Here is a 19,981-nt window from a genome sequence, read left to right on the forward strand (position 1 = left end):
ACATGGGCCTGCGACAACAAGGCCTACATCAAATGGGAATGCCGGGATGCGTGATCCCAACCCGATTCAATTTCCATACGTGAGGTTGCTCAATCGGGAGTTCGCAGCACTGGGGCAAAGAAGATCACTTCACGGACGGAAGCCTATGCTCGTCTTGGCATCCTCGATCAGTGCCATGGCCTGACGATACAGGTTGGGATTGCCTTCCGTCATGACGTTGAGGACCTGCAGCTTTTCGCGTAGATAGACCCTGGCGAACCCAGGACTGCCCACAAGGATTGATTGCGTGTTGCTGATGAAATCGGCGAGTTTGACGGTTTGCGCTTCGGGTGAGACGGTGCCGAGGCGTACAGCCTCCGCAGCCTTACGTGCAGCGCGGTTGCCTTCATGGCACTGATCGGTCAGTTCCATCACCAGCACAGCGACAGGTTCTCCGAACTCGCGCGCGATGTCTTCTCGGGTTGTCGGGGTATCCTCGATCGTATCGTGCAGAAGCGCCGCAGCCAACATTTCGTCAGTGTGCGGGATGCTTCGGACAATCTCCATCACTTCAATGGGGTGATTGATGTAGGGTTCACCTGTGTACTTGCGTCGGTGATCAATGCTATTGTGAGCGTGCGAGGCGAAGTCCAGCGCTTTCGACACCAGTGGTGAGAGATCCCAAGACATGCTGGACGCATAGCAGATATTATTGTAAGGTAGAAACCTAGTTTCCGCATCTGCCATACCGCCGGTTATTTCAATTACGGTTCTGCCGCATATTATAACCCGGGTTAAAAACTCGACATCACGGCAACCAACAGACTCGTGCTGCTTGCCTCACTTGGCGAGCGCAGCTGGACCCTCGAGTCCGGTACTAGACCGACCCCAAGTACCATCTGGGCCGCGTTGAGGGGGCGCGCTTAGGAAATGTTCGAGCCTAACGTGAACATCGGCGACGAGCTCTACCTCAACCCGGACTACGTGAAGCATCTCCGCCAGCCCCTCCTCGGTGCCACCATGCGGGCCCCGTCATGGCCGGGTTGGAGGAGGGCGTCGGCAATCCGGAATGGGCCTTCTAAGGTGACGTGCTCAAGCTGCGAACGGCCGCTCCGGTTTTGGTTCGTCGCATCCGACTGAATCCTCCCGACACGTGTGAGAAGTGCCTCAAGCTATCCCTCGACCTCCGGCTGAGCACCGACGGGGCCCTCTGGATCCGGCAGACGGTCAAGGAGACCCGCTAACCGGGAGCGCGGTGCACTGCTGCTAGGCCTTGGGTCGCATCTGCGAGCGCCCCGCCTCGGCCCCGTCCTTCGCTTTCTTGAAGTCGGCGATGAGTGTCTCGAGCTCCTTCAGATGAGCCTCGAACTCGTCAGGGGGCGGAACGGCCACCGAGTCCGAGGCCGGATTATCGTGGCTATGCGTGTTGGCCCGCGTCATTCCGTCGTGGAAGCGGATTGCGAGGTCGTCCGGCAGGGTCACGTAGCGCAGTTTCTGGGTGGAGATGACATCACTGCCGCGACGCACGATGTCGCTGAAAATGACCTCCTCGACCATCCGCTCGTAAGTGTCGCGTAGGCGACCGTAGAGGCCCTTCACTTCAAATTCGTAGGACGACGGGCTGTTCCCGTGGAGCTTGGGGAGCGGCGCGAATTTCTGCTTAATGTGCCCAATGCGCTTCGAGACGTTAAGGCCCTTCCAAACCATTCCGGCTTGGTCGACCTTGCCCGTTGCGTTCTTGTCGCTGAAGAGCGCGATCGTCACCGGCTCGATGCCCGCGGCGTCGGCCGCACCGCAGAGCTCATTGAAGAAGACCATGTCGTGGGTGAAGACCACGACCTGCCGCGTGGTGGACTCGCGGGCGATCCGCTCCGCCACGCGGGCGCTGCGGTCGCGGTCGAGCGACGAAACCGGATCGTCGACGACGATCGGCCCGGAGCCATCTGTGAGCGCCACCTCTGTCAGGAAACCCGCAAGCGCCAATGCGCGCTGCTCACCCTCACTTAGGATCTGCGAGGTCACCTTCGTCAGGCTCGTTTGCGGATCCGTCTGGAACTCGGCCTTCGTCTGTCCGCTTTTCCGCGCGAGGCTGACCTTGAGGTGGCCGATGTCGAGACCATCGCGTTCCGTCTGGAACTTGGCCACCACGGCGGAGGTCAGGTGGGTGTCGATCAGTTCGTTGGCGCGCTTGGTGATGCCGGTCGTCCCGACCATTCCGATCGCCTTGGCGAATGCGCCATCGAGCGACATAAGGTCTCGCCGTGCCGTCAGCTTCGCCTTGCTCGCGCTGAGTGTCTTGCGGTCTTCGAGCTCGGCCTTCTCTGACGCCAGTTTCTCACGACCCTCGGTGTCCTCCGCAGCGACGAGTTCGTCCCGTTCTGTGACGAGCTTGCTCGCGAGAGCCTCGATGCCGTCGGTTGGGGCGGTGAGAACTATAACCGGAACGTGCTCAGTCCCGTCCAGACGCGCGGCCGCGCTCGCCAGGCGGCCACTCACGGCAGACTGGAATGTCAAGAGACTGTCCGCAAGACTCGGGTCGCGTGATCTGACTTGGTTAAGGCGGTCCGCGAAGTCGTCGGCCCGCAACTTCGGCAGTGCGGGTAGACTTGCCTTGGCGTCAGCCACCAAGCGTTCCGAGAGCGAGGCGGCCCTGTCGAGTGTGTCGTCCATGTACCGCTGGAAGCGGGTCATGCGATCGGCGCCGTCCGGTAGCAGCGGTTGCTGGCACAGGACGCAAGCGGCGGCGTCGGCGTCGGACGCAACGACCGGGAAGTCCTGACCTGGATAGGCCTCTGCGATGGAGAAATTGCTTGCTGCGACCCATAGGGCCCGCCAGGATTCGCTTCCGACGCCATCGAGCGGAACGTTGTCGAAGAGCGATCCGGCGGCGAGCTTGGCCACCTCGCGGTCGAAAATTGCCTTCTCGCGAAGAGCATCAAGGACGGCCAGCGCCTCATCGTTCAAGGCGATCGAAGCAGTGCCACACTCGGCCTTCACCGCGTGGACCCAGGAAATGAGCGTCGTGAGGTCTGCTCGCGCGGTCGATCCCGAAGACAGGATTGCCGCGATCTCGTCGATGCGCGACGCGTCGGCCTCGTGGAACGTCGTCGCCTCATCGATCTGCTTATCGGTCGTCTTCGCGCTGACGCCGTTCGCGAACTTCTGCGCCGCTGTGTCTCGGACTGGTGCGAAGGCAATGGCGCCGAGCTGCACTTTGTTCCCCACCGCGGCGTCCCTCTCACTTTCCAGTGCCCTTTTCAGGACAAGGCAGGTGGCGTTTAGCCGATGCGGAAGCGCAAGACCGAAAGGAAGGAAGCGTATTTGGTTGCCGCCATCTACGTACAGCTGAGCGGAGGCGGAATCGAAGACCGAGACCTGCATCAATTGAGGCGCAGCGGGCATCCCAGCGGTCCACGCGACCGCCTCGTCGCCATTTCCGGCATCAATGATGATCTCGGCGGCCTGAACGCCGCCGACGCTGCCGTAGACATCGGCGAGCACCTTCAGGGTCGCCGGGTTCTCGATTCTCGTTCTGCAAGCCGTACGCATGATGCGCACGAAGCCGCTCTTGCCGCTGCCGTTACGCCCGTAAACGATGGTTAGAGCGGCCGGGCAGAACGTAAGCGACGCGCTTTCCGCCAGCCTGTTGACACCCTTCACGTTGGCTATGCCTTTTAGGATGATCGGCGCGTGCGTCTTGCTTCCGAAATGCTCCATCGCAAACGGAATCGGTCCAGGCGGCGTGCCCGTTACCGCGAGGCCAGCCTCCGCCTTGATCATCGCGAGCAGTTCGTCGATGTCGTTCTGTGTCAGATCGTCTGACAGTGAAAGACGGCGCAGGCAGTCCTGGCGCCACGCGGCCTGCGTATTGGACCACGCGATGATGTCATCGATAGGCTCGTTGGCCAAGAAATCCCCCAGATGCGTCCCTCGTTTCATCCCATGTGGCGGACGGGGCCGATCGCGCCGCCGGCGCCAAGATCGCCGCGTTTCGGCTGGTATGTCAAGGGGATAACGCCAGCTCATCCCCTTGCAGCTACCCACGGCCAGTGCCATTGCGAGACCGGTCGGAAGTTTGTGTTTATGCGAGGTCGATCAAGCGATCGCGGACTTTCGGCTTTGCATACGAGCTGCCATTCGGCACTTTGCGTGCGGACGATGTAGATGCCCCAATCCAAGGTCTTGCGCGGCCGGTGAAACGACCCTTTGTCGCCATTCAAGTGCCGATTTCTTCTGCCCAGGTGCGGACTGACCGCATTCCCTTCCGGCCCGCAGAACTGGCCGCTAGCTGGCTGGCACCTCCAGGGGCGTTCCCCAGAAGGACGCGGAAATCACCTGCAGATCTTTCGGAAGGTCCGTCCTGCCGTAAACGGCAATCGGCTTTGGATGAGGTAGGCTGTGGATCGAGTAATATGATATCGCAGGGGCACTATGGGGTTGTCGTCGCGCCGCCGCTAGTTGTACCGGCGACGCAATCACTCCGAGAGAAAGGAACATCAATCGTGACGCCACGTGCCGCCATCCAGCAGATTGCACGCATGGTTCGGGACGATATCCGCTCGGGCGAACTGTCGCCCGGAGCCCATAGCGTCGGAGATATGCTGGCGGCACAACCCGATGCCTTATTGCTGATCGTCGACCTCACCGGTGCAGAAGGGCGCAAGAAGCGGCCTGACGCAACGATGCATCACGCATATTCGTTCATGCTTGGCCAGGCTCTCGAGCAGCTACGTCAACGAAGCGAAGCCGGCAACGGCCACGCGGCCATGGCGATGGATAACGTCAGGACGGCGATCGGTCAGCAGATGCGTATTGGCAAGCTCGTGCCCACGGCAGCGATGGCGCTTGTCTCGGCGTTTTCACGGGCTGGGATCGAGGTGGGGGAGGACATACGTAGTGCAATGGATCACGCGATGATCCAGACCGGAGCTGGCCAGCAGAAGCTCCCGATGCCAGATGTTGCCGAGATGTTGCAGGACTTGGTGAAAGCCTGTGAAGGCGATCCGTTCCTGATCCACAGGGAGTTCGCCGAACTGACGGCTGCCATGCCTGCCGGGCTGCAACTCAGTCTGTTGGAAGGTCTCGTCCATGCCGACGATTCCAATCTGCGCGAGGCCGCTATCGGTTGGCTTCTTACAGAACCTGGGATCGCTACGCCGTTAGCCTCCATGATCGAAGAGACCGCCAGACGAGGGCTTGTATCGGCAACGTCGGTTACGAACCTCATGCTGGTCCGCAACTGGGTGTCGGAAGATCGGCGCCATGCAATCGACGCGATCATCAGAGCCGCGCGCGCCGTCGGGTCGGTGCCGGAGAAGCGCCCTGCAATTCAGGTCAGGGAGCTTCTGATATCCGAGCGCGATGGGGCGGGAGCCCAAAGCATATTCGCATCGATCAAGCAGGGCAGAAAGAACGCGTTGGTATCGATTCTGGTCAAGCAGGGCCATGGTGTCCGGGACGCTTGGGTCGCGGGCTCGCTAAGCAGGCCCGAGATCGAAGACATGCTTGACCATATTGCGTCCGAGATGTCAGTCCATGAAACGACGGTCGAGGACACGTCCTTGATCCTGTGCAGCGCCCTGGCGGACGGCCCGGCTGGCTCGCCACCCCCGTTTGGCCTCGTTCAGGCTATCACGCTTATCGGGCTCTCGGATGTCGCGCCCAAGTTTGTATCGGTGAATGATCTCGTTGCCTCGATGCTCGTGGACGCCCACGATGCGGCAATCGATGCCAAGGCGGTGGAGAGGGCAGTGCGCGCCTCCGGTCGGTGGCTGGCGACCAACCCTCAGCTCGATTCCTGGTTTGAAAATGGCGACGACGTCGCCGCAGCGATCAAAGGCAAGCGCAAGATCGAAGACCGGATCGCCGCGATTATAGAGAAGGTGCTGGAACCGAAGCGGGCCTTTTGGGCCAGCGTCATCGCTTGGAGTGCATTCGCCCAGCGAGGGGACGAGCACGGATCGGACTGGATCGAAATGGCGCTCGTCGCTCGTGAGATGGCTTCGGAACGACCGCTGACCGAGATCCCACTAGCGCGCTTCATTGCCGTGCAAACGGCGGAGGCCGCCCGGACCTGATCAGCAAACCAAAGGGGCACTGGAGGCGCAATGCGGAGTGTGGCAGGCTGCCCTGCTTGACGACAATTATCGTGTCCGAATGGCAATGGGGAAGGCCTCGCAACCAGCTCGAGAACCGGCCGGTGGGCGTAGTGGCCGCTGCCGACCCATTTCGGACGCTCAGCACCCGTTTTCAGTGCTCCAGATGCGGACCGTCCGCAATCCGCGCAGGTGTCGACCCAACTACGACGTTCAAAGGGTGGCGAGTAATCGGCTGCTTATTGCCGATATTCGCCTTCTGCGACTTGGACCCGTCGGCACTAAATTCCTTACCGTTTTTCGCCCACAGGATTGCCATCTTTCACGCCACCGGCGGACGTTCAGCGATAGGCGTCAGAATCCAGCCGCCCCGCCGCGCGCAGCAAGGCCGCCTGTGCCACCAGCAAGTCAGATCTGGCGAGAGCGACCGCAAGCTGCGCACCGCGAAAACTCTGGTCCGCGACAAGGATGTCGATCGTCGAGCGCAGGCCGAAGCCATATTCGGTGCGAACGCCCTTCAGTGCGACATCCGCTGCCGCCAATCCCTCAACATCGGCCTGTAGCCGACCCTGTGCTGCCTTCAAGGTGGCCCAGGCGCTGTCCGCCGCGCGGATCACCTCGCGCTCGGCAGCGTCGGCCTGGAAGCGTTCCGCGCGGTTGTTTGCTTCCGCCTGACGGACGTGTGAGGATACCAGGCCGCCGGTTAGCAGGGGCACCCGCAGCGTCATGCCGACCGAAGCTGCCGCTTCGAAATTCTGCACGTTGCCGTTGGTCAGCCGACCGCCACGCCCGTAAGCGCCACCCAGATCGAGCGAGGGAGCACGTTCCGCCCGGGCCTGATCGATACGCGCGGCTGAGGCTTCGACCACGCGCTGTTGCTGGAGCAGAAGGGGATTGGCCGCTGCCGCTGCCCGGCGCGCCTCGTCGTTGCTTGCCGGAAGTTCAGCCGGGGGAGCGACTACGGCGGAGAGTGCGGCAGCTTCCTGCCCCACCACCGCACGATAGGACGCGGCTGCCGTCGCCAGCGCGCCTTCGGCATCGGCAAGGTTGGCGACGACGGTCGACCGCTGTGCTTCCAGCTGCGCCACGTCAGTGCGGGTCGCCTGGCCCAGGCCGTAGCGCGAACGTGCCTCGGCCACCTGGTTGTCCAGCCGCTCGATGCCGACGCGGGCCACTTCTACCGCCTGCTGGTTATAGAGCAGCGCGGCATAGGCGCCGACGACGCGTTGCAAGATCGCCGCCTCGGCATCGCGAAGCCCTTCCGCACCGGCGGCGACATCGCCATTGGCAGCCCGGACGGCAGAGGAGACCCGCCCGCCCGTCCAGATCGGCAGATCAGCGCTGGCGGTCAGCGATGCCGAGCGGCCGTAACCCTGGCTATCGTAACCCGCATCGCCGCCGACCGACATGGTCGGTCGTGCTAGTGCGCGGGCCTGTTCCGTGCTTTCGGCAAGCGAGTCCTGCCGTGCATGGGCGGCGGCCAGTTCGGGGTTGCTCTCGTAAGCCGCGGCGATCGCATCGCCCAGCGTCTCGGCCGAAGCCGGAGACGCCAGCAGCAGGGCGGACATCCAGATCACACCTCTATTCATGACGCAGTGCCCATGCCGGAGCCGCGCGGCTGGCGCGCAGCGACTGGCCCAGAACCGTCAGCACCGCGATCACCGTGGCCAGAGCGCTGCCACCCAGGAAGAATAGCGGCGATAGCGCGATGCGGTCGTCGAACCCGGCCAGCCAGGTCCGCATCGCCACGAAGGCCAGCGGCCACGCGATCAGGTTGGCGAGCAGCACTGGCCGCAGGAACTGGCCGACCAGCAGCTTGGCAATGTCGGGGGACGACGCGCCCAGTGTCTTGCGGATGCCGATTTCCTTGATGCGGCGCTGGGTGTTGTAGGAGGCAAGGCCCCAGAGCCCGACGCAGCCGATCAGCACCGCCAGACCCGACCCGATGGCGAAGAGCCGCGTGGCGCGATCGTCCGCTTCGTAGAACTTGCCGAGTTGGCCTTCTGCGGTTTCGGCCTCGAACGGCACTTGCGGCACGGTGCGTTGCCAGATGGCGCGAACGGCATCCATCGTGGCGCGTGGATCGCCGGTGAAGCGGATCGACACGACCGAGGTGCTCGCCTTCTCCGGCTCGCGATAATAGACATAGTAGGTCGCGCTGTTCGGCTCACGCGGAGAGAAGAAGCGCATATCCTCGACAACGCCGATGATCGTGCGCGGGCGTTCGCCCCCTACCGTCTTGCCGATCGCATCCTGAGCGGAGTGGAAGCCAAGGGCCGAGAGCGCGCGGCGATTGATGACGATGTTGTACTTTTCTGGGCCGTGGCGCGTCTGCGCGTCGTCATCGCGGTGAGAATCGTCGAAAAAGCGGCCGGCCAGCAGACGGGTGCCGTGGACCTTGAAGAAGTCTGGCCCGATGATGATCCAACGCAACGAGGGACCGGGGCCGGGTACGCCTGGCAGAGTCACATTGTCGGCATTGGTCTCGCCGCTGCCGCCTACTGCGTTGTTGCCTATCGCCGCCGAACTCACGGCAGGCAATTCCCGGATCGCGGCAGCTACCGCGCGGCGCTGGGCAGGCTCCACAAGGCTGTCACGCGTGGACAGCAACACCATCAGGCCTTCCCGCTTGAAACCCAGGTCGGACTGGCGAACATGGCGCGTCTGCGCGACCAGCACGGCGGTGCCGACCATGAAGGCGATGGCGAGGCCGAACTGGAGCACGACCAGCCCCTCACGGATGCGGGTTCCCGCACGGCCGCCGCCGGGTGCGCGGGCCGAAGCCAGTACGGCGGCAGCAGGATAGCGCGACAGCAGCAGCGCCGGGTAGAAGCCCGCCAGCACGCCGACCACGACAGCCAGAACGACCAATCCCGGCACGACGGTGGCATAAGGGATGGTGAGCGAGAGCCCGCCGGTCGCATTGACCATGGGCAGTCCGAGTTCGGCAAGGATCAGCCCGAAGAGTGCGGCTACGCTCACGGTAAGGACAGCTTCTCCCAGGAACTGGCGCACCAGCGCCCCCCTGTCTGCGCCCAGAACCTTGCGCATGGCGACTTCCCGTGCGCGCAGATTGCTGCGCGCAGTGGCGAGATTGACGTAGTTCACGATCGCCACCAGCAGCGTCAGCAGCCCGACTATCGCCAGCGTGACCACGGTGATCTTGCGGCTGGCGCTGGCTGAGCCTTCCGGTTCCAGATGCATGCGCGTGATCGGCAGCATCGTGAGCTGCTGAACCTTCGACGCGTCTTTGCCCATGTCCTTCAGGGCGCGGCGGTCCACGAACGACGGCATCTTCTGTTCGAAGGCACGCGCGGCTTCCGGCGTGTCGAAGCGCAGGAATGTCTGGAGCGAGGTGCTGCCCCAGTGGAACCAGGAATCGAACGGTGGCTTGTCAGGCAGCGGCACCAACAGCGAAATCTTGAAGTCGCTGTTCTTTGGCAGGTCCTTGAATACTCCCGCTACGCGGTAGTTTGTCGTTCGATCGACCGCGATCGTCAGCGTCTGGCCGATCGGGTCGCTCTCGCCGAAATATCGGCGGGCCAGCGTCTCGCTGATCAGCACGCTGGAAGGCTGTTGCAACGCACTTCCATTGCCGCGAACCATCGGCAGGTCGAACACGTCGAAGAACGAACTGTCCACTTGTGCGACATCTGCCGTCGTGGCGACGCCGCCGCGAACGACGGTGCCGCCGCGCGACCCCCCGTTGACGCGGGTGCCGACGAGACCGGGAAAATCCTCACGCATCTGCACCAGAAGGCCGCCCATCGTGTAGGGATAGGCGCCGTTGAACGGGCTTTCCGGCAGGTTCCACACCGTCTGCACCACGTAGATGCGGTCATTGCGTGGAATCCATTGTTCGAAGCTGCTTTCGAACCGGGCATAGAGCCCCAGGACCAGGAATACCGCGATCCCCAGCGCGAGCCCGCCGACGTTCAGAGCGGAATAGAGCTTGTGGCGAGTGAGCGAGCGATAGAGCGATATGAAAGCGAAGCGATTCATCGGTCTGCCCCCTCAGATGGCTCTTGCGGCGGAAGCGACGATGCGGCCGTCCAGCATGTCGATCCGGCGCTTCGCCATGTCGGCGTGGCTGGGCGAGTGGGTGACCATGACGATGGTGGCGCCCTCGTCGTTCAGAGCCTGCAGGATGTTCATCACCTGCTCCCCATTGGCGGTGTCCAAGTTGCCGGTCGGCTCGTCCGCCAGGATCAATTTCGGATCGCCGACGATGGCGCGGGCGATTGCGGCACGCTGCTGCTGGCCGCCCGAAAGCTGGTGCGGGAAATGGCGGGCGCGGTGGGCGATGCCCACTTTGTCCATCGCCGCCGAAACCTTGGAGCGCCGATCACCAGCATTGGTGCGATAGGCCAGGCCGAGCGCCACGTTTTCCTCGATCGTCAGTTCGTCGATCAGGTTGAAGCTCTGGAACACGAAGCCCAGCGTCGCGCCGCGGAACTTCGCCAGTTCCTTTTCGTTCATCGCGGCCAGATCGCTGTCCCCGAACATGTAGCGGCCGCCGGTGGGCCGATCGACGGTGCCCAGCGTGTTCAGCAGGGTGGACTTGCCGCAGCCGGATGGGCCCATCACGGCCAGGAACTCGCCCGCTTCCACGGTCAGGTCGACGTCGCGCAGCGCGGTCGTCTCGACCTCGTCCGAAACATAGCGGCGCTGGATCTTTTCCAGTCGGATCATGTCATTGGTTCCCTGTCAGCGGAGGTTGAGAACGTCGCCCGTGATGGACGATGTGTTGGAGGTGACGATGCGTTCGCCGGGATTGAGGCCGGAGAGGATTTCGACTTGTTCGGGATTGCGGCGGCCGGTCTTCACGGCGCGGCGACGGGCATGGGCACCGTCCGCATCCAGCACGAAGACGGTGGCGCCGCCGCTAGATTCCATCCAGCTACCTACGGGTGCCACCAGTGCGGGCGCGGTGCTGCCCAGCGTAATCCGCGTGTCCAGCGTCTGGCCGCGATTGAGCCCGGCGGGCGGTGCGCCTTCGAAGGTCAGTTCGACGCGGAAGCGGCCGTCCTTGACTGCCGGCAGCACTTTGGAGACGACCAGCCGCGAACCGTCCACGGCGGCCTTCTGGCCTGTCGCTACGCGCCGCAGGTAGTATTCGTCGACATCGGCGGTGAGTTTCCAAGAGCCTTCGCTGTCGACCTGACCGGCCGGATCGCCCGGCTTCAGCGCCTGCCCTGGCTGGATCGTGAAGTTGGTGAGGCGGCCGCCCATCGGCGCACGGATCGTCAGCGCGTCCAGACTGGCGCGCACGGCGGACAAGTTGCGCTCCAGCCGGCCACGCGTGTCCTCCAGACGGGCGCCTTGTGTGGCGGTGATCTGCGCTTCGCGACTGCTGCCCGACTGCAACTGGGCCAGCCGCTTCTGCTGGTAGGCCGTTTCCTCGGCATAGCTCTTAACGCCGGCATCGGCGAGGTAGCCCTGATCGTAAAGCTGCTGCCGGATTGCCAGTTCGCGCCGGGCTTTGATCAGGTCGTAGCTGGCCTGTGCGACTTGTCCCGCGCGATCGATGCGGTTGCGCTCGATCCCCAGGTTCTCACCCGCGACGCCGCCAAGCTGGTTGGCGATCTGCGCCTCGCGCGTCAGCACGTCCAGCCGCAGTTCGGGATTGGCGAGGGTCGCCAGCGGTTGGCCTTCGGTGACCATGACGCCGTCCTGCACCAGCAGCTTTTCCACTTGCCCGCCGGAGAGCACACCGACCAGTGTGGTCACTTTCGGGGCGACGGTGGCGCGCACCGGCAGATAGTCCGCGAAGGGTGCGCGGGTCACTGTGCCCGTCTCGATCTCCGCCGCCGTTACGTCGGTGGAGCCGCTGGCCGGTAGCATCCTCCAGACCAAAATGGCGGCGACGAGGGCGCCCGCGGTCGCCAAGGTGGCCGGTCGGCGCCACAGCGGCGCACGCGGGCGGGCAACCTTGCGGTCCATCTCCGCACCGGGAGAAACTGTTGCATGTACAGGCTGTTCGGTCATCATGGGGACAGTGTCACCCAAGTTCGCTGGAAAGCCTAAACATCGATGATTAAACGATTTTCTTACGATGCGAATACAGGTGAACGTTCAGGTTCGGACACAGTGTCCGGAAACGGACAGTCCGGCGAAGCGTCAAGTGACAATGCGATCCTGCTGATCGATGACAATCCCGCCGTCGCCGGTGCGATGGAGATCGCCTTCCGCATGGCTGGTCGCCGGTTGGAGACGGCAAACGGTCCTGAGGAGGCATTGTCACGCCTTGCCACGCGCCGGTTCGACGCGATCCTGCTGGATATGAATTTCTCACCCGGCCAGTCGAACGGGGACGAGGGGCTGGCTCTGCTGGCCCGAATCATGGCCGACGATCCGGCCACCTGCGTAATCGTGATCACGGCGCACAGCGGCATCCGGATCGCCGTGGCCGCGATGCAGGCCGGCGCGCGCGACTTCGCGATGAAGCCGTGGCGCAACAGCGAACTCGTGGCGAAAGTGGAGGCGGCCATCGCGCGCGAAGGGCCGGTCGCTCCCCCTGCGGTCACGGTGGACTGCGGCAGCATCGAACCGATCCGGGTGTTGGGCGAAAGCGCGGCGATGCAGGCTCTGCGCGACCTGATCCGCCGCGTCGCGCCCACTCCGGCGGGTGTCATCGTCACCGGCCCATCGGGCAGCGGCCGCATGCTGACCTCGCTCGCCGTCCATGCCGCTTCGGCGGAGGCCGCCACTGAACCGCTGCGGATCGACTTGCGCGACGAGAGCGCGTGGCAGCGGCTTACCGATGGCAAAGGCACCGCGATCCTGCGCTATCCGGATAGGCTGGACGAAGTGGCGCAGGCGCGGTTGCTCGATCGTCTGCCGCATGGCTTGCGCTGCATTGCAGTTGCCGATGATCTGTCCGCGCTGACGCCTGCGCTTCGCCGCCGCCTTGCCACACTCCAGATCGCCGTGCCGCCGCTGCATGCGCGTGAGGATGACGCGGTGCTTCTGGCGCGGCATTTCGCCCGGCTGGCCGCCGAACGCTTCGGCCGCCCATCGCCCCGATTGACGCAGGCTGCCGAGGAGGCGATCCGCTCGACGGTGTGGGAGGACGAAGTGCGCGGGCTGGCGCTTGCCATCGAACGTGCGGTGCTGCTGGCAGATGACGGTATGATCGATGCGGCGGCACTGGCGCTTCCGACGCTGTCACTCACCGTAGGGTCGGCGGATGCCAGCTTCGACCTGACCGACGCCGAAAAGGCGATGATCGAGGCCGCCCTGCGCGAACACCGCCATAATGTGACCCATGCCGCTGCCGCGCTGGGCCTCAGCCGGGGCGCGCTCTATCGTCGCATGGCGCGCCATGGCCTATAGCCTGCGGGCGATCCTGTCCGGGCTTGGCCTTGTCGGCTGCGGGATCGTGGCGAGCGAGGCGTGGCATCAGGGCCTTTGGGGCACGCTAACCGGCGCCATGCTGGTGGCGGTCTGGATCGTCTTCCTGCATGGCTGGAGCATCAGCCGCGAAGCCGCGCCTACGATCGTGGCGTCGCCGGTCGCGCCGGTGAAGGTCATGACGCACCGGTTGCTGCTCGACGCCGCGCCAACGCCGATGCTCTCCATCGAAGGGGATGGGGCACGCGCGCTCAATCGCGCGGCGCGGGGCCTGTTCGCTACGGACGACAAAGTGCTGCCGCTGCCGCCTGCGCTTGCGGATCGGGATATGAGCCATTTCCGCCACGAAGGGCGCAGTTGGCGGATAGACCGCGTGCAGATCCCCACCGGAAACCGCATGGTCGTGACCCTGATCGATATCGAGCAGGAGGAACGCGCGGCCGAAGCGCGCGCCACCGCCGAACTGATCCAGGTGCTGGGCCATGAGTTGCTGAACGGTCTGGCCCCGATCGCATCGCTTGCCGAAAGCGGCATCGTGGCGGTGGACCGTCCGGTTCCGGACAAGCCGCTGTTGCGGGAAATTCTGGGCACGTTGACCCGGCATGCGGAAGGTCTGCAACGCTTCGTCGAAGCTTATCGCGCGCTGGCACGCTTGCCCGAACCCAGCACACGCCCGGTCGCGCCCGTGCAACTTGTGGAGGATCTCACTCGCCTGTTCGCCAGCCGATGGCCGGCAGTGACGCTGTCGGTGGATGTGGCGCCGGACATGATCGGCGAAACGCTTTGGCCGATGGATCGCGACCAGATCAACCAGGCCCTGTGGGCATTGATCCAGAATGCGGCGGAGGCGGCCACCGTCGATCGGGGGGCGGATGCCTGCGTCGGCCTATCAGTGCGGCGGATCGAAGCGGGGCTGGTTTTGGAGGTGCGGGACAATTCCAACGGCATCCCGCAAGGGAGCGAGACGGCGATCTTCCGCCCATTTCACACGACGAAACCGGAAGGCACCGGCATCGGTCTAAGCCTTGCCCGCCAGATCGCGCATGCGCACGGAGGAACGCTGACGATAGAGCGTGCCGAGTGGACGACGTTTCGCCTCATGTTGCCAAAATGAGAAACGCAATCGGCGACGCAAGTGATGGCCGGTCTCACAAACCGTGGAGCGGACGCCAGAGGGGAATTTGGCCTCTTACACCTGAGTTAATTGCTTTCGCGCTGTCGTAGAACGATGATGACAGTCTACTGTCGGCCCGCTTTTTGCTGACGTGCCTTGCGGGTCGGGGAATCGCAGGACGTCGACTGCTGAAAACCTGTCCGTTCGCCCTATCACTGGGGACGGGCAACAGAGGCCCGTGAACTCGCGGTCGGGCCCAGCTAAGCGGTAGAGTCAGGAAGTGGCGCGGTGTCGTGCGGCGCGCCTGTGGGGCTTGCCAGACGATCCGTTTCCACTCCCTGCTCATCGAACCGGACGTGCAGATCTCCCGCATCCGGCTCTCGGACAAGATATCACGCCTTCACCCACGGCGGGCTGCGGCCAAGTTCGCCAGACGTACGAGGCCGAAGCGCTCGTACAGCTCAGGGTCGTGATAGGCTCCCTCGCGCTTTCGTCTGGTCTTGTGCTTGGCCCGCAGCCACCGGCGCAACCGCACCACTGTGTAACTGTCGATAGCCCGATATGCCCTGCTCGTGGTTCCAACCGAGAAGTAGTTGGCCCATCCGCGCAGCACCCGGTTCATCTTGGCCACAAGGTATGTGGTATCCTGCCATGTACGCGCTCGGTCTGTCAGCTCGTGGATCGTAGCGATCACGCGCTGGATGCTTTTCTTTGATGGCCGGTGGCCCATGTAGGCTTTGCCGGTTTTCGCGGAGTACATCCGACCAAACGTGTATCCCAGAAAGTCGAACGTCTCGTCCGGCACCTTACAGATACGTGTCTTTTCCTCATTCACTGTCAGCTTCAGCTTTTCCATGATCCTGCGCATGTGATCTAGCGCAGCTTCCGCATTGCCCTTCGCACACAGGATCACGAGATCATCAGCATAGGTGACGAGCCGCGCGCCTAGACGTTGCCCAAGACCGAGCTTCCGCCAACCCAAAACGAACCGGCGCATGTAGAGATTTGCCAGCAGTGGTGAGATGGGTGATCCTTGCGGGATGCCGCGCCGCTGATCGCGGGCCTGCGTCGTTCGTGTCTTCCTGCCCTTGTCATCCGTTTCTTCGACAGCGCATTCCAGCCAGGATTTGATCAGATGCAGAACGCGCGGATCAACGATCCGGCGCGATACCGATTTCATCAGCTCAAGGTGGGGGATGCTGCCGAAGTAGTCGGCAAGGTCGGCGTCCACGACATCCGGTCGGCCATAGAACAGTTGCTCCTCCACCTCGACCACGGCCTGCTGGGCGTTGCGCCCGGCTCGGTAGGCGTAGATCTCGGGTGGGAGGTCGGCTTCAAAGATCGGTTCAAGCACCAGCATCGCTGCCGTCATTCAGACCCGATCCCGCACGGTGGAAATGCCCAGCGGCCTGAGTTTGCCGTTGGCTTTTGGTATGTAGACCCGTCTGATCGGTTCCGGTCGGTACGTCTCCTCTTTGAGCGCAAGCGCCAGTTCCGCCAGCCATCGCTCGACGCCGTAGTCCTCGATACCCGCAAAGTCCTGACCATCCACACCCGGCGCGCCCCTGTTGGAACGACACTGGGCATAGGCATGAGCCAGAATGTCATTGCGGCTAATCTTGTCGTACAGCGCGTAGAACCGATAGCCGACTTCTGCCTTCGCTTTCGCGTGCAACGCCTTCTGCAGTTTCTGGACGCTTATCGGAGTTGATAGGTTACCCAATCTCCTGCCCCTCACCACTTGCTGCGTTCATCTTGAACTGAGGCTCCTTCCCTCCACCGACATTACCCGGCTTCCTCGGTACTACGGGCCTCTCCGCCACCCCATTGCGCCCTTCCCTCCCTCGCGGGCGTCCAGTTGCCGATCACCCGGCACGCGATGGGGCTTCCCGTGTTGCGAGCACTTTCCTTGCGTACATGCTGTCGCCACTACCCCGGTGCAGCAGACGGGTTCAACGTCGCTCAAACTCGCCCGTCCATATCAACCTTCCCCGTAAGGGTTAACGGGTCGGCCTGCACATCGTCCTTTTCGAGGATTGCTCAGCGTTCACTCACGTTACGGCCTGTACGCTCGCACGGTCACCTACGTGACCGTTATCCGGGGGCTTCAGACATTTCGTCACCTCCACGCCTGCCCCGGTTGCTTCCGGCTGGAGCATCGCCGGGTGGGCCTCTCACCCACTAGAAAGTGCCGCCTTTGCACGGCGCACACCCTTTCCGGCCGCTCCGTGCTCAAATTTCGCATCCCACCTGTAGACCGTCCGATAATCCGGCAGGTTTCGGCCCAACCTACTCCATTCGCGCACAGCCGCCTGAACGGAAAATGATTCCGCAAGCCATCATTCAAAGGGCTTGGGAGCGGCCCTACACAGATGGCGCTGATTGCTGAGCCAAAGACCCAAGTTGGGCCCACCACCCGCAGCTAGTTCTGGTGGGCCCCAGAAGTTTATTCGGTGCCGTCAATAGGCAAACCCAAATAAATATTTGCTTTTGTCAACTACTGCTGACACAGGATGTTCGCTAGTTATAAGGCGGGCAGAATGGCTGCGCGCAGGCCGCATTGCAGTTATCTCGTGTTTCTTGTGCCCTCGTGAAGCAAGTAAAGACCCCGACTGAGACCTTCAGCTCACACTCGTAGTAATTGTCCCAATAGTCTGCTTCGCAGTTAGAGTGACAAATATCGTAAGCTGCAAGCTGCTCTGGCGTACAGACTCCTGACTGCGCCGATGCTGATTCTGTTGGAGTCAGAGAGCCAAGTGAAAGTATGAGAGCTAAGAGCCCCGCGCCGCTCGCGTTGATATATCTCAGGTTTATACGCACAATCATTTCTCCAATAATATTTTCAGTCGCGGGGTGATGATTTTGCGCTTAAAATCGTCGTACTAAAATACATTACAAATATATAATCCGCATTCAGCCGTTCATGAATTTAACTGAAAAGGGCCTATGCTCGGCGGTGTTGGAAGTGAGGGTCGCGGGCGCGTCATCAGAGCTAGGGAACTACAGTCATGAGGCCATTTGTGACTTGGAAGGCACAATTGTTATCATGTTCAATGCCTGTACCTATCGGCTATGCAGGTTCCTATTCTACTTCCGTTGATCTCGTAAGTAGTTTCCAAGTCATCATCTACTGATGATCTTCCGGATATTTTGAACAGTCGGGTGTGTCGCGTGATAGTTATTTCGTATTTGCTGATTTTTCCTTTAATTTCGCCGGTCATACGCAGTCCGTATGCGATGAAGCATCGTTGATCACCTTTGATATAATTATCAGTGATCGAAATATTCCACTTATAACAGTGACTAGGTGCGTCATCGATCACGAGGGATTCCTTGAGCATTGCCTCTAACGTCGGCTTCAGCGCTGCCTCCGTGATGCATAGTCGCCAGCTCCTCACGCCCGAAAAGCTTGCCCGAGACAGTGACGTCGTTGTTCCCTGCTGAGTGAACTCCCATTCGCCTGCCACGATCGGATTGATGTTGCCCGTAACGATAATGGGAGCATTAGCATCGGATTCGAGTTCGGTATCAGGTTCGCCCATCGCGGTGGGCTGCGCTGGGCGCAGGACGGGATCGTCCATTCGTATGCCGGACTGCGGCGTCTCAATTGTCGCCAGTGTGTCTCGCGGCGAAAACGAAACGGGCGGCACGGTAGGCGTCGATTGCCACTGCCGCTCTTCTTGTTCCGATGGTGGCGAAATCGCGGTGTCTTTGAAGGTTGCGATGCGATCGCTCATGCAGCTTTTAGCCGCTTTGGGAGTTGTGTGCCCCTCGTTAACGCACGCGCTTAGTATGGCGCACATTATGCGATCGATGCGCTGATCGCCGCTCGAGGTACGGATCGTGCACTGACGCAAGACGCCTGCGTTCAACGCGTAATCAAGCTTCACCCTGCGCATGCGCTGGGCAATCACGAGAATTTCATTATCTGCGGCTACCGGCTTCGCGTCAGTTTGAGCCCAGAGCATCGAGGGAACGACGATAGCTGCGATCAGGCTAGCAATTACTGTCGAAGTCTTGATCAATGGACACTCACTCCATCAAACCAGCGGGCGGGAGGTATGCCGAGGCATGCTTCCTGGCTTCGCGCGCGGCACTCCATGTTTTTGTGACCCCGGAGCGGCGCTGGATCTCACGGTCTAGGAAAGCAGTTTCTGTATTTCCTTCTCGTTCCAGCCAGCGACGAGTGTGCCGTCGATGATGATTGCCGGCGTTGCCGATATGCCTAGCTTCCTTGCCATTTCTTTCGAAGCCTGAAGGGTTTTCGCGACGCCAGCGCTTTTTCTAAGCTTTTCGATATAGGCCATTTTCATCCCCCTCCGTTCCAGGAAAGCAATACCGTCTCGCGCGTTCGGGCGCGCGATCTTCATCATGCTTTGGCGAAATTCATTATATAACCCGACCGTGTTGGCCACCACAGCCAGTTCCGCCAAATCAGAAGAATCTTTCGAAAGAATCGGAAACTCGTAGAAGACAAGATTGCTTTTGCTTGTCTCACTCAAGAATTTACTACTCATCGACGCGTCGGCGGCCTTGCAATAGGCGCAAAGATAGTCGGAAAATATCACGATCGTATGGGAGGCAGCAGCAGGCCTGTTGCTTGTATGTATACCGCCCTGATTGACCAGACGGGCATCTTCATCGGAAAGCTTGATGGGATGAAGGGACGTTGTACCTCGACTCTGTCCAATGAGGCCGGAGATCTTTATTCGATTATTCGAAATATAGTTATCAATCCGGTGGTCAATATACGCGGGTATTAACGTTTGCCCAGCAACGACAAGCGCTATCATCAATGCTACAAGCATTATCCAGGCATACGGCCCGGATTTCGACACTGCCTTAAGATTTGCCGACATCCCCAACCCCGCAAGTGTCCGTTCATGATCAAACGGGCGAATTCATTGAAATTGAATTCATCCCATTTTGTGGTCTATTCGTCCACAATTTGGCATACGTTTGTTTCTGTGTCACGGAAGTGTCAAGAGGTTTCGTCGGCGCCACCATAACAACTCCAGTCTAGACCATTAAAAAATTGAAATATTCACCTGGAGGAACCATGCATTCTGGCGATGCCATTTGGAGTTGGCCTAATTGCCGTAGGCTCAGGTCTCGTGGCTTTCGACGGGACCGGCGGGAGTAGGCGTAACAGTGCATGTTTGTCGTCATCTTGACGGTGCGGCATTTGAGTGCCTGCTGGATGGAGTTCTTGATCAGATCGGAGAGGCGTAGGCACTGGCGATGGTGCGCAGGCAGGGTGAAAACCTCCAGGCTTTTGGGCTGACGAGCGCCAAAACATCGGGGCCGCCAGGTTTGGGCGAAAGGAATCTAACCATACGAAACGCTGGAATAAGGGCGGATTACCCTCAAAGGAATATTGCTAAACTGGACGCCGGGAGCGTCGGCTTTCCTATGCCGAGCGCCCCGAAGCCGACCGTCG

At 61.5% G+C, this 19,981-nt stretch carries 13 protein-coding genes; 3 read left to right on the forward strand and 10 right to left on the reverse strand.

The genetic code is table 11. The features are described 5' to 3' along the window. Positions 1-129: 129 nt before the first annotated feature. Together EDF57_RS24890 and EDF57_RS24895 are read right to left on the reverse strand one after the other, a co-directional pair. Positions 130-669: an HD domain-containing protein gene (locus tag EDF57_RS24890; RefSeq protein ID WP_134096342.1), complete on the reverse strand. Its 540-nt coding sequence runs from the start codon at positions 667-669 to the stop codon at positions 130-132. A gap of 576 nt (positions 670-1,245) precedes the next feature. Then, on the reverse strand, positions 1,246-3,888 hold the full coding sequence (locus EDF57_RS24895; protein WP_243841289.1) for an AAA family ATPase: 2,643 nt from the start codon (positions 3,886-3,888) through the stop codon (positions 1,246-1,248). A gap of 593 nt (positions 3,889-4,481) precedes the next feature. On the opposite strand from EDF57_RS24895, the gene EDF57_RS24900 reads away from it, so the two are divergent. Then, positions 4,482-6,056, forward strand: a complete 1,575-nt coding sequence (locus EDF57_RS24900; RefSeq protein ID WP_134096329.1) for a hypothetical protein — start codon at positions 4,482-4,484, stop codon at positions 6,054-6,056. A 359-nt stretch (positions 6,057-6,415) separates the two neighbouring features. Here EDF57_RS24900 and EDF57_RS24905 read toward each other — a convergent pair whose 3' ends face one another. From EDF57_RS24905 to EDF57_RS24920, 4 genes are read right to left on the reverse strand one after another with little or no spacing between them, the layout of a single operon-like run. Continuing rightward, the gene (locus EDF57_RS24905; RefSeq protein ID WP_134096330.1) at positions 6,416-7,663 is read right to left on the reverse strand and encodes a TolC family outer membrane protein; all 1,248 of its coding nucleotides are present in this window, start codon (positions 7,661-7,663) and stop codon (positions 6,416-6,418) included. Further along, the gene (locus EDF57_RS24910; RefSeq protein WP_134096331.1) at positions 7,656-10,076 is read right to left on the reverse strand and encodes an ABC transporter permease; all 2,421 of its coding nucleotides are present in this window, start codon (positions 10,074-10,076) and stop codon (positions 7,656-7,658) included. The genes EDF57_RS24905 and EDF57_RS24910 overlap by 8 nt, the downstream gene beginning before the upstream one ends. Positions 10,077-10,088: 12 nt before the next feature. Continuing rightward, positions 10,089-10,766, reverse strand: coding sequence for an ABC transporter ATP-binding protein (locus EDF57_RS24915; RefSeq protein WP_134096332.1), 678 nt, complete (start codon positions 10,764-10,766; stop codon positions 10,089-10,091). A 15-nt stretch (positions 10,767-10,781) separates the two neighbouring features. Beyond that, entirely contained in the window at positions 10,782-12,062 is a 1,281-nt protein-coding gene (locus EDF57_RS24920; protein ID WP_243841290.1) for an HlyD family efflux transporter periplasmic adaptor subunit, read from the reverse strand. Positions 12,063-12,164: 102 nt separating this feature from the next. Between EDF57_RS24920 and EDF57_RS24925 the strand changes: the two genes are divergently transcribed. Together EDF57_RS24925 and EDF57_RS24930 are read left to right on the forward strand one after the other, a co-directional pair. Continuing rightward, a complete protein-coding gene (locus EDF57_RS24925) occupies positions 12,165-13,409 on the forward strand; it encodes a response regulator (RefSeq protein ID WP_243841291.1) in 1,245 nt (414 codons plus the stop codon). Between the two features lie 97 nt (positions 13,410-13,506). After that, complete coding sequence (locus tag EDF57_RS24930) at positions 13,507-14,541, forward strand: HAMP domain-containing sensor histidine kinase (RefSeq protein ID WP_243841292.1); 1,035 nt, start codon at positions 13,507-13,509, stop codon at positions 14,539-14,541. 400 nt (positions 14,542-14,941) lie between these two features. On the opposite strand, the gene EDF57_RS24935 is transcribed toward EDF57_RS24930, so the two are convergent. The 4 genes from EDF57_RS24935 to EDF57_RS24950 all read right to left on the reverse strand — a co-directional run bounded on the left by EDF57_RS24935 (position 14,942) and on the right by EDF57_RS24950 (position 19,400). After that, complete coding sequence (locus EDF57_RS24935; protein ID WP_208324959.1) at positions 14,942-15,913, reverse strand: reverse transcriptase domain-containing protein; 972 nt, start codon at positions 15,911-15,913, stop codon at positions 14,942-14,944. After that, a complete protein-coding gene (locus EDF57_RS25890; RefSeq protein WP_208324960.1) occupies positions 15,914-16,264 on the reverse strand; it encodes a hypothetical protein in 351 nt (116 codons plus the stop codon). A gap of 1,327 nt (positions 16,265-17,591) precedes the next feature. After that, positions 17,592-18,566, reverse strand: coding sequence for a hypothetical protein (locus tag EDF57_RS24945; RefSeq protein ID WP_134096335.1), 975 nt, complete (start codon positions 18,564-18,566; stop codon positions 17,592-17,594). Positions 18,567-18,680: 114 nt separating this feature from the next. Further along, positions 18,681-19,400, reverse strand: a complete 720-nt coding sequence (locus tag EDF57_RS24950; RefSeq protein ID WP_134096336.1) for a thioredoxin domain-containing protein — start codon at positions 19,398-19,400, stop codon at positions 18,681-18,683. Positions 19,401-19,981 lie beyond the last annotated feature (581 nt).

It is taken from the genome of Novosphingobium sp. PhB55 (assembly GCF_004368805.1).
Taxonomy (GTDB): domain Bacteria; phylum Pseudomonadota; class Alphaproteobacteria; order Sphingomonadales; family Sphingomonadaceae; genus Novosphingobium.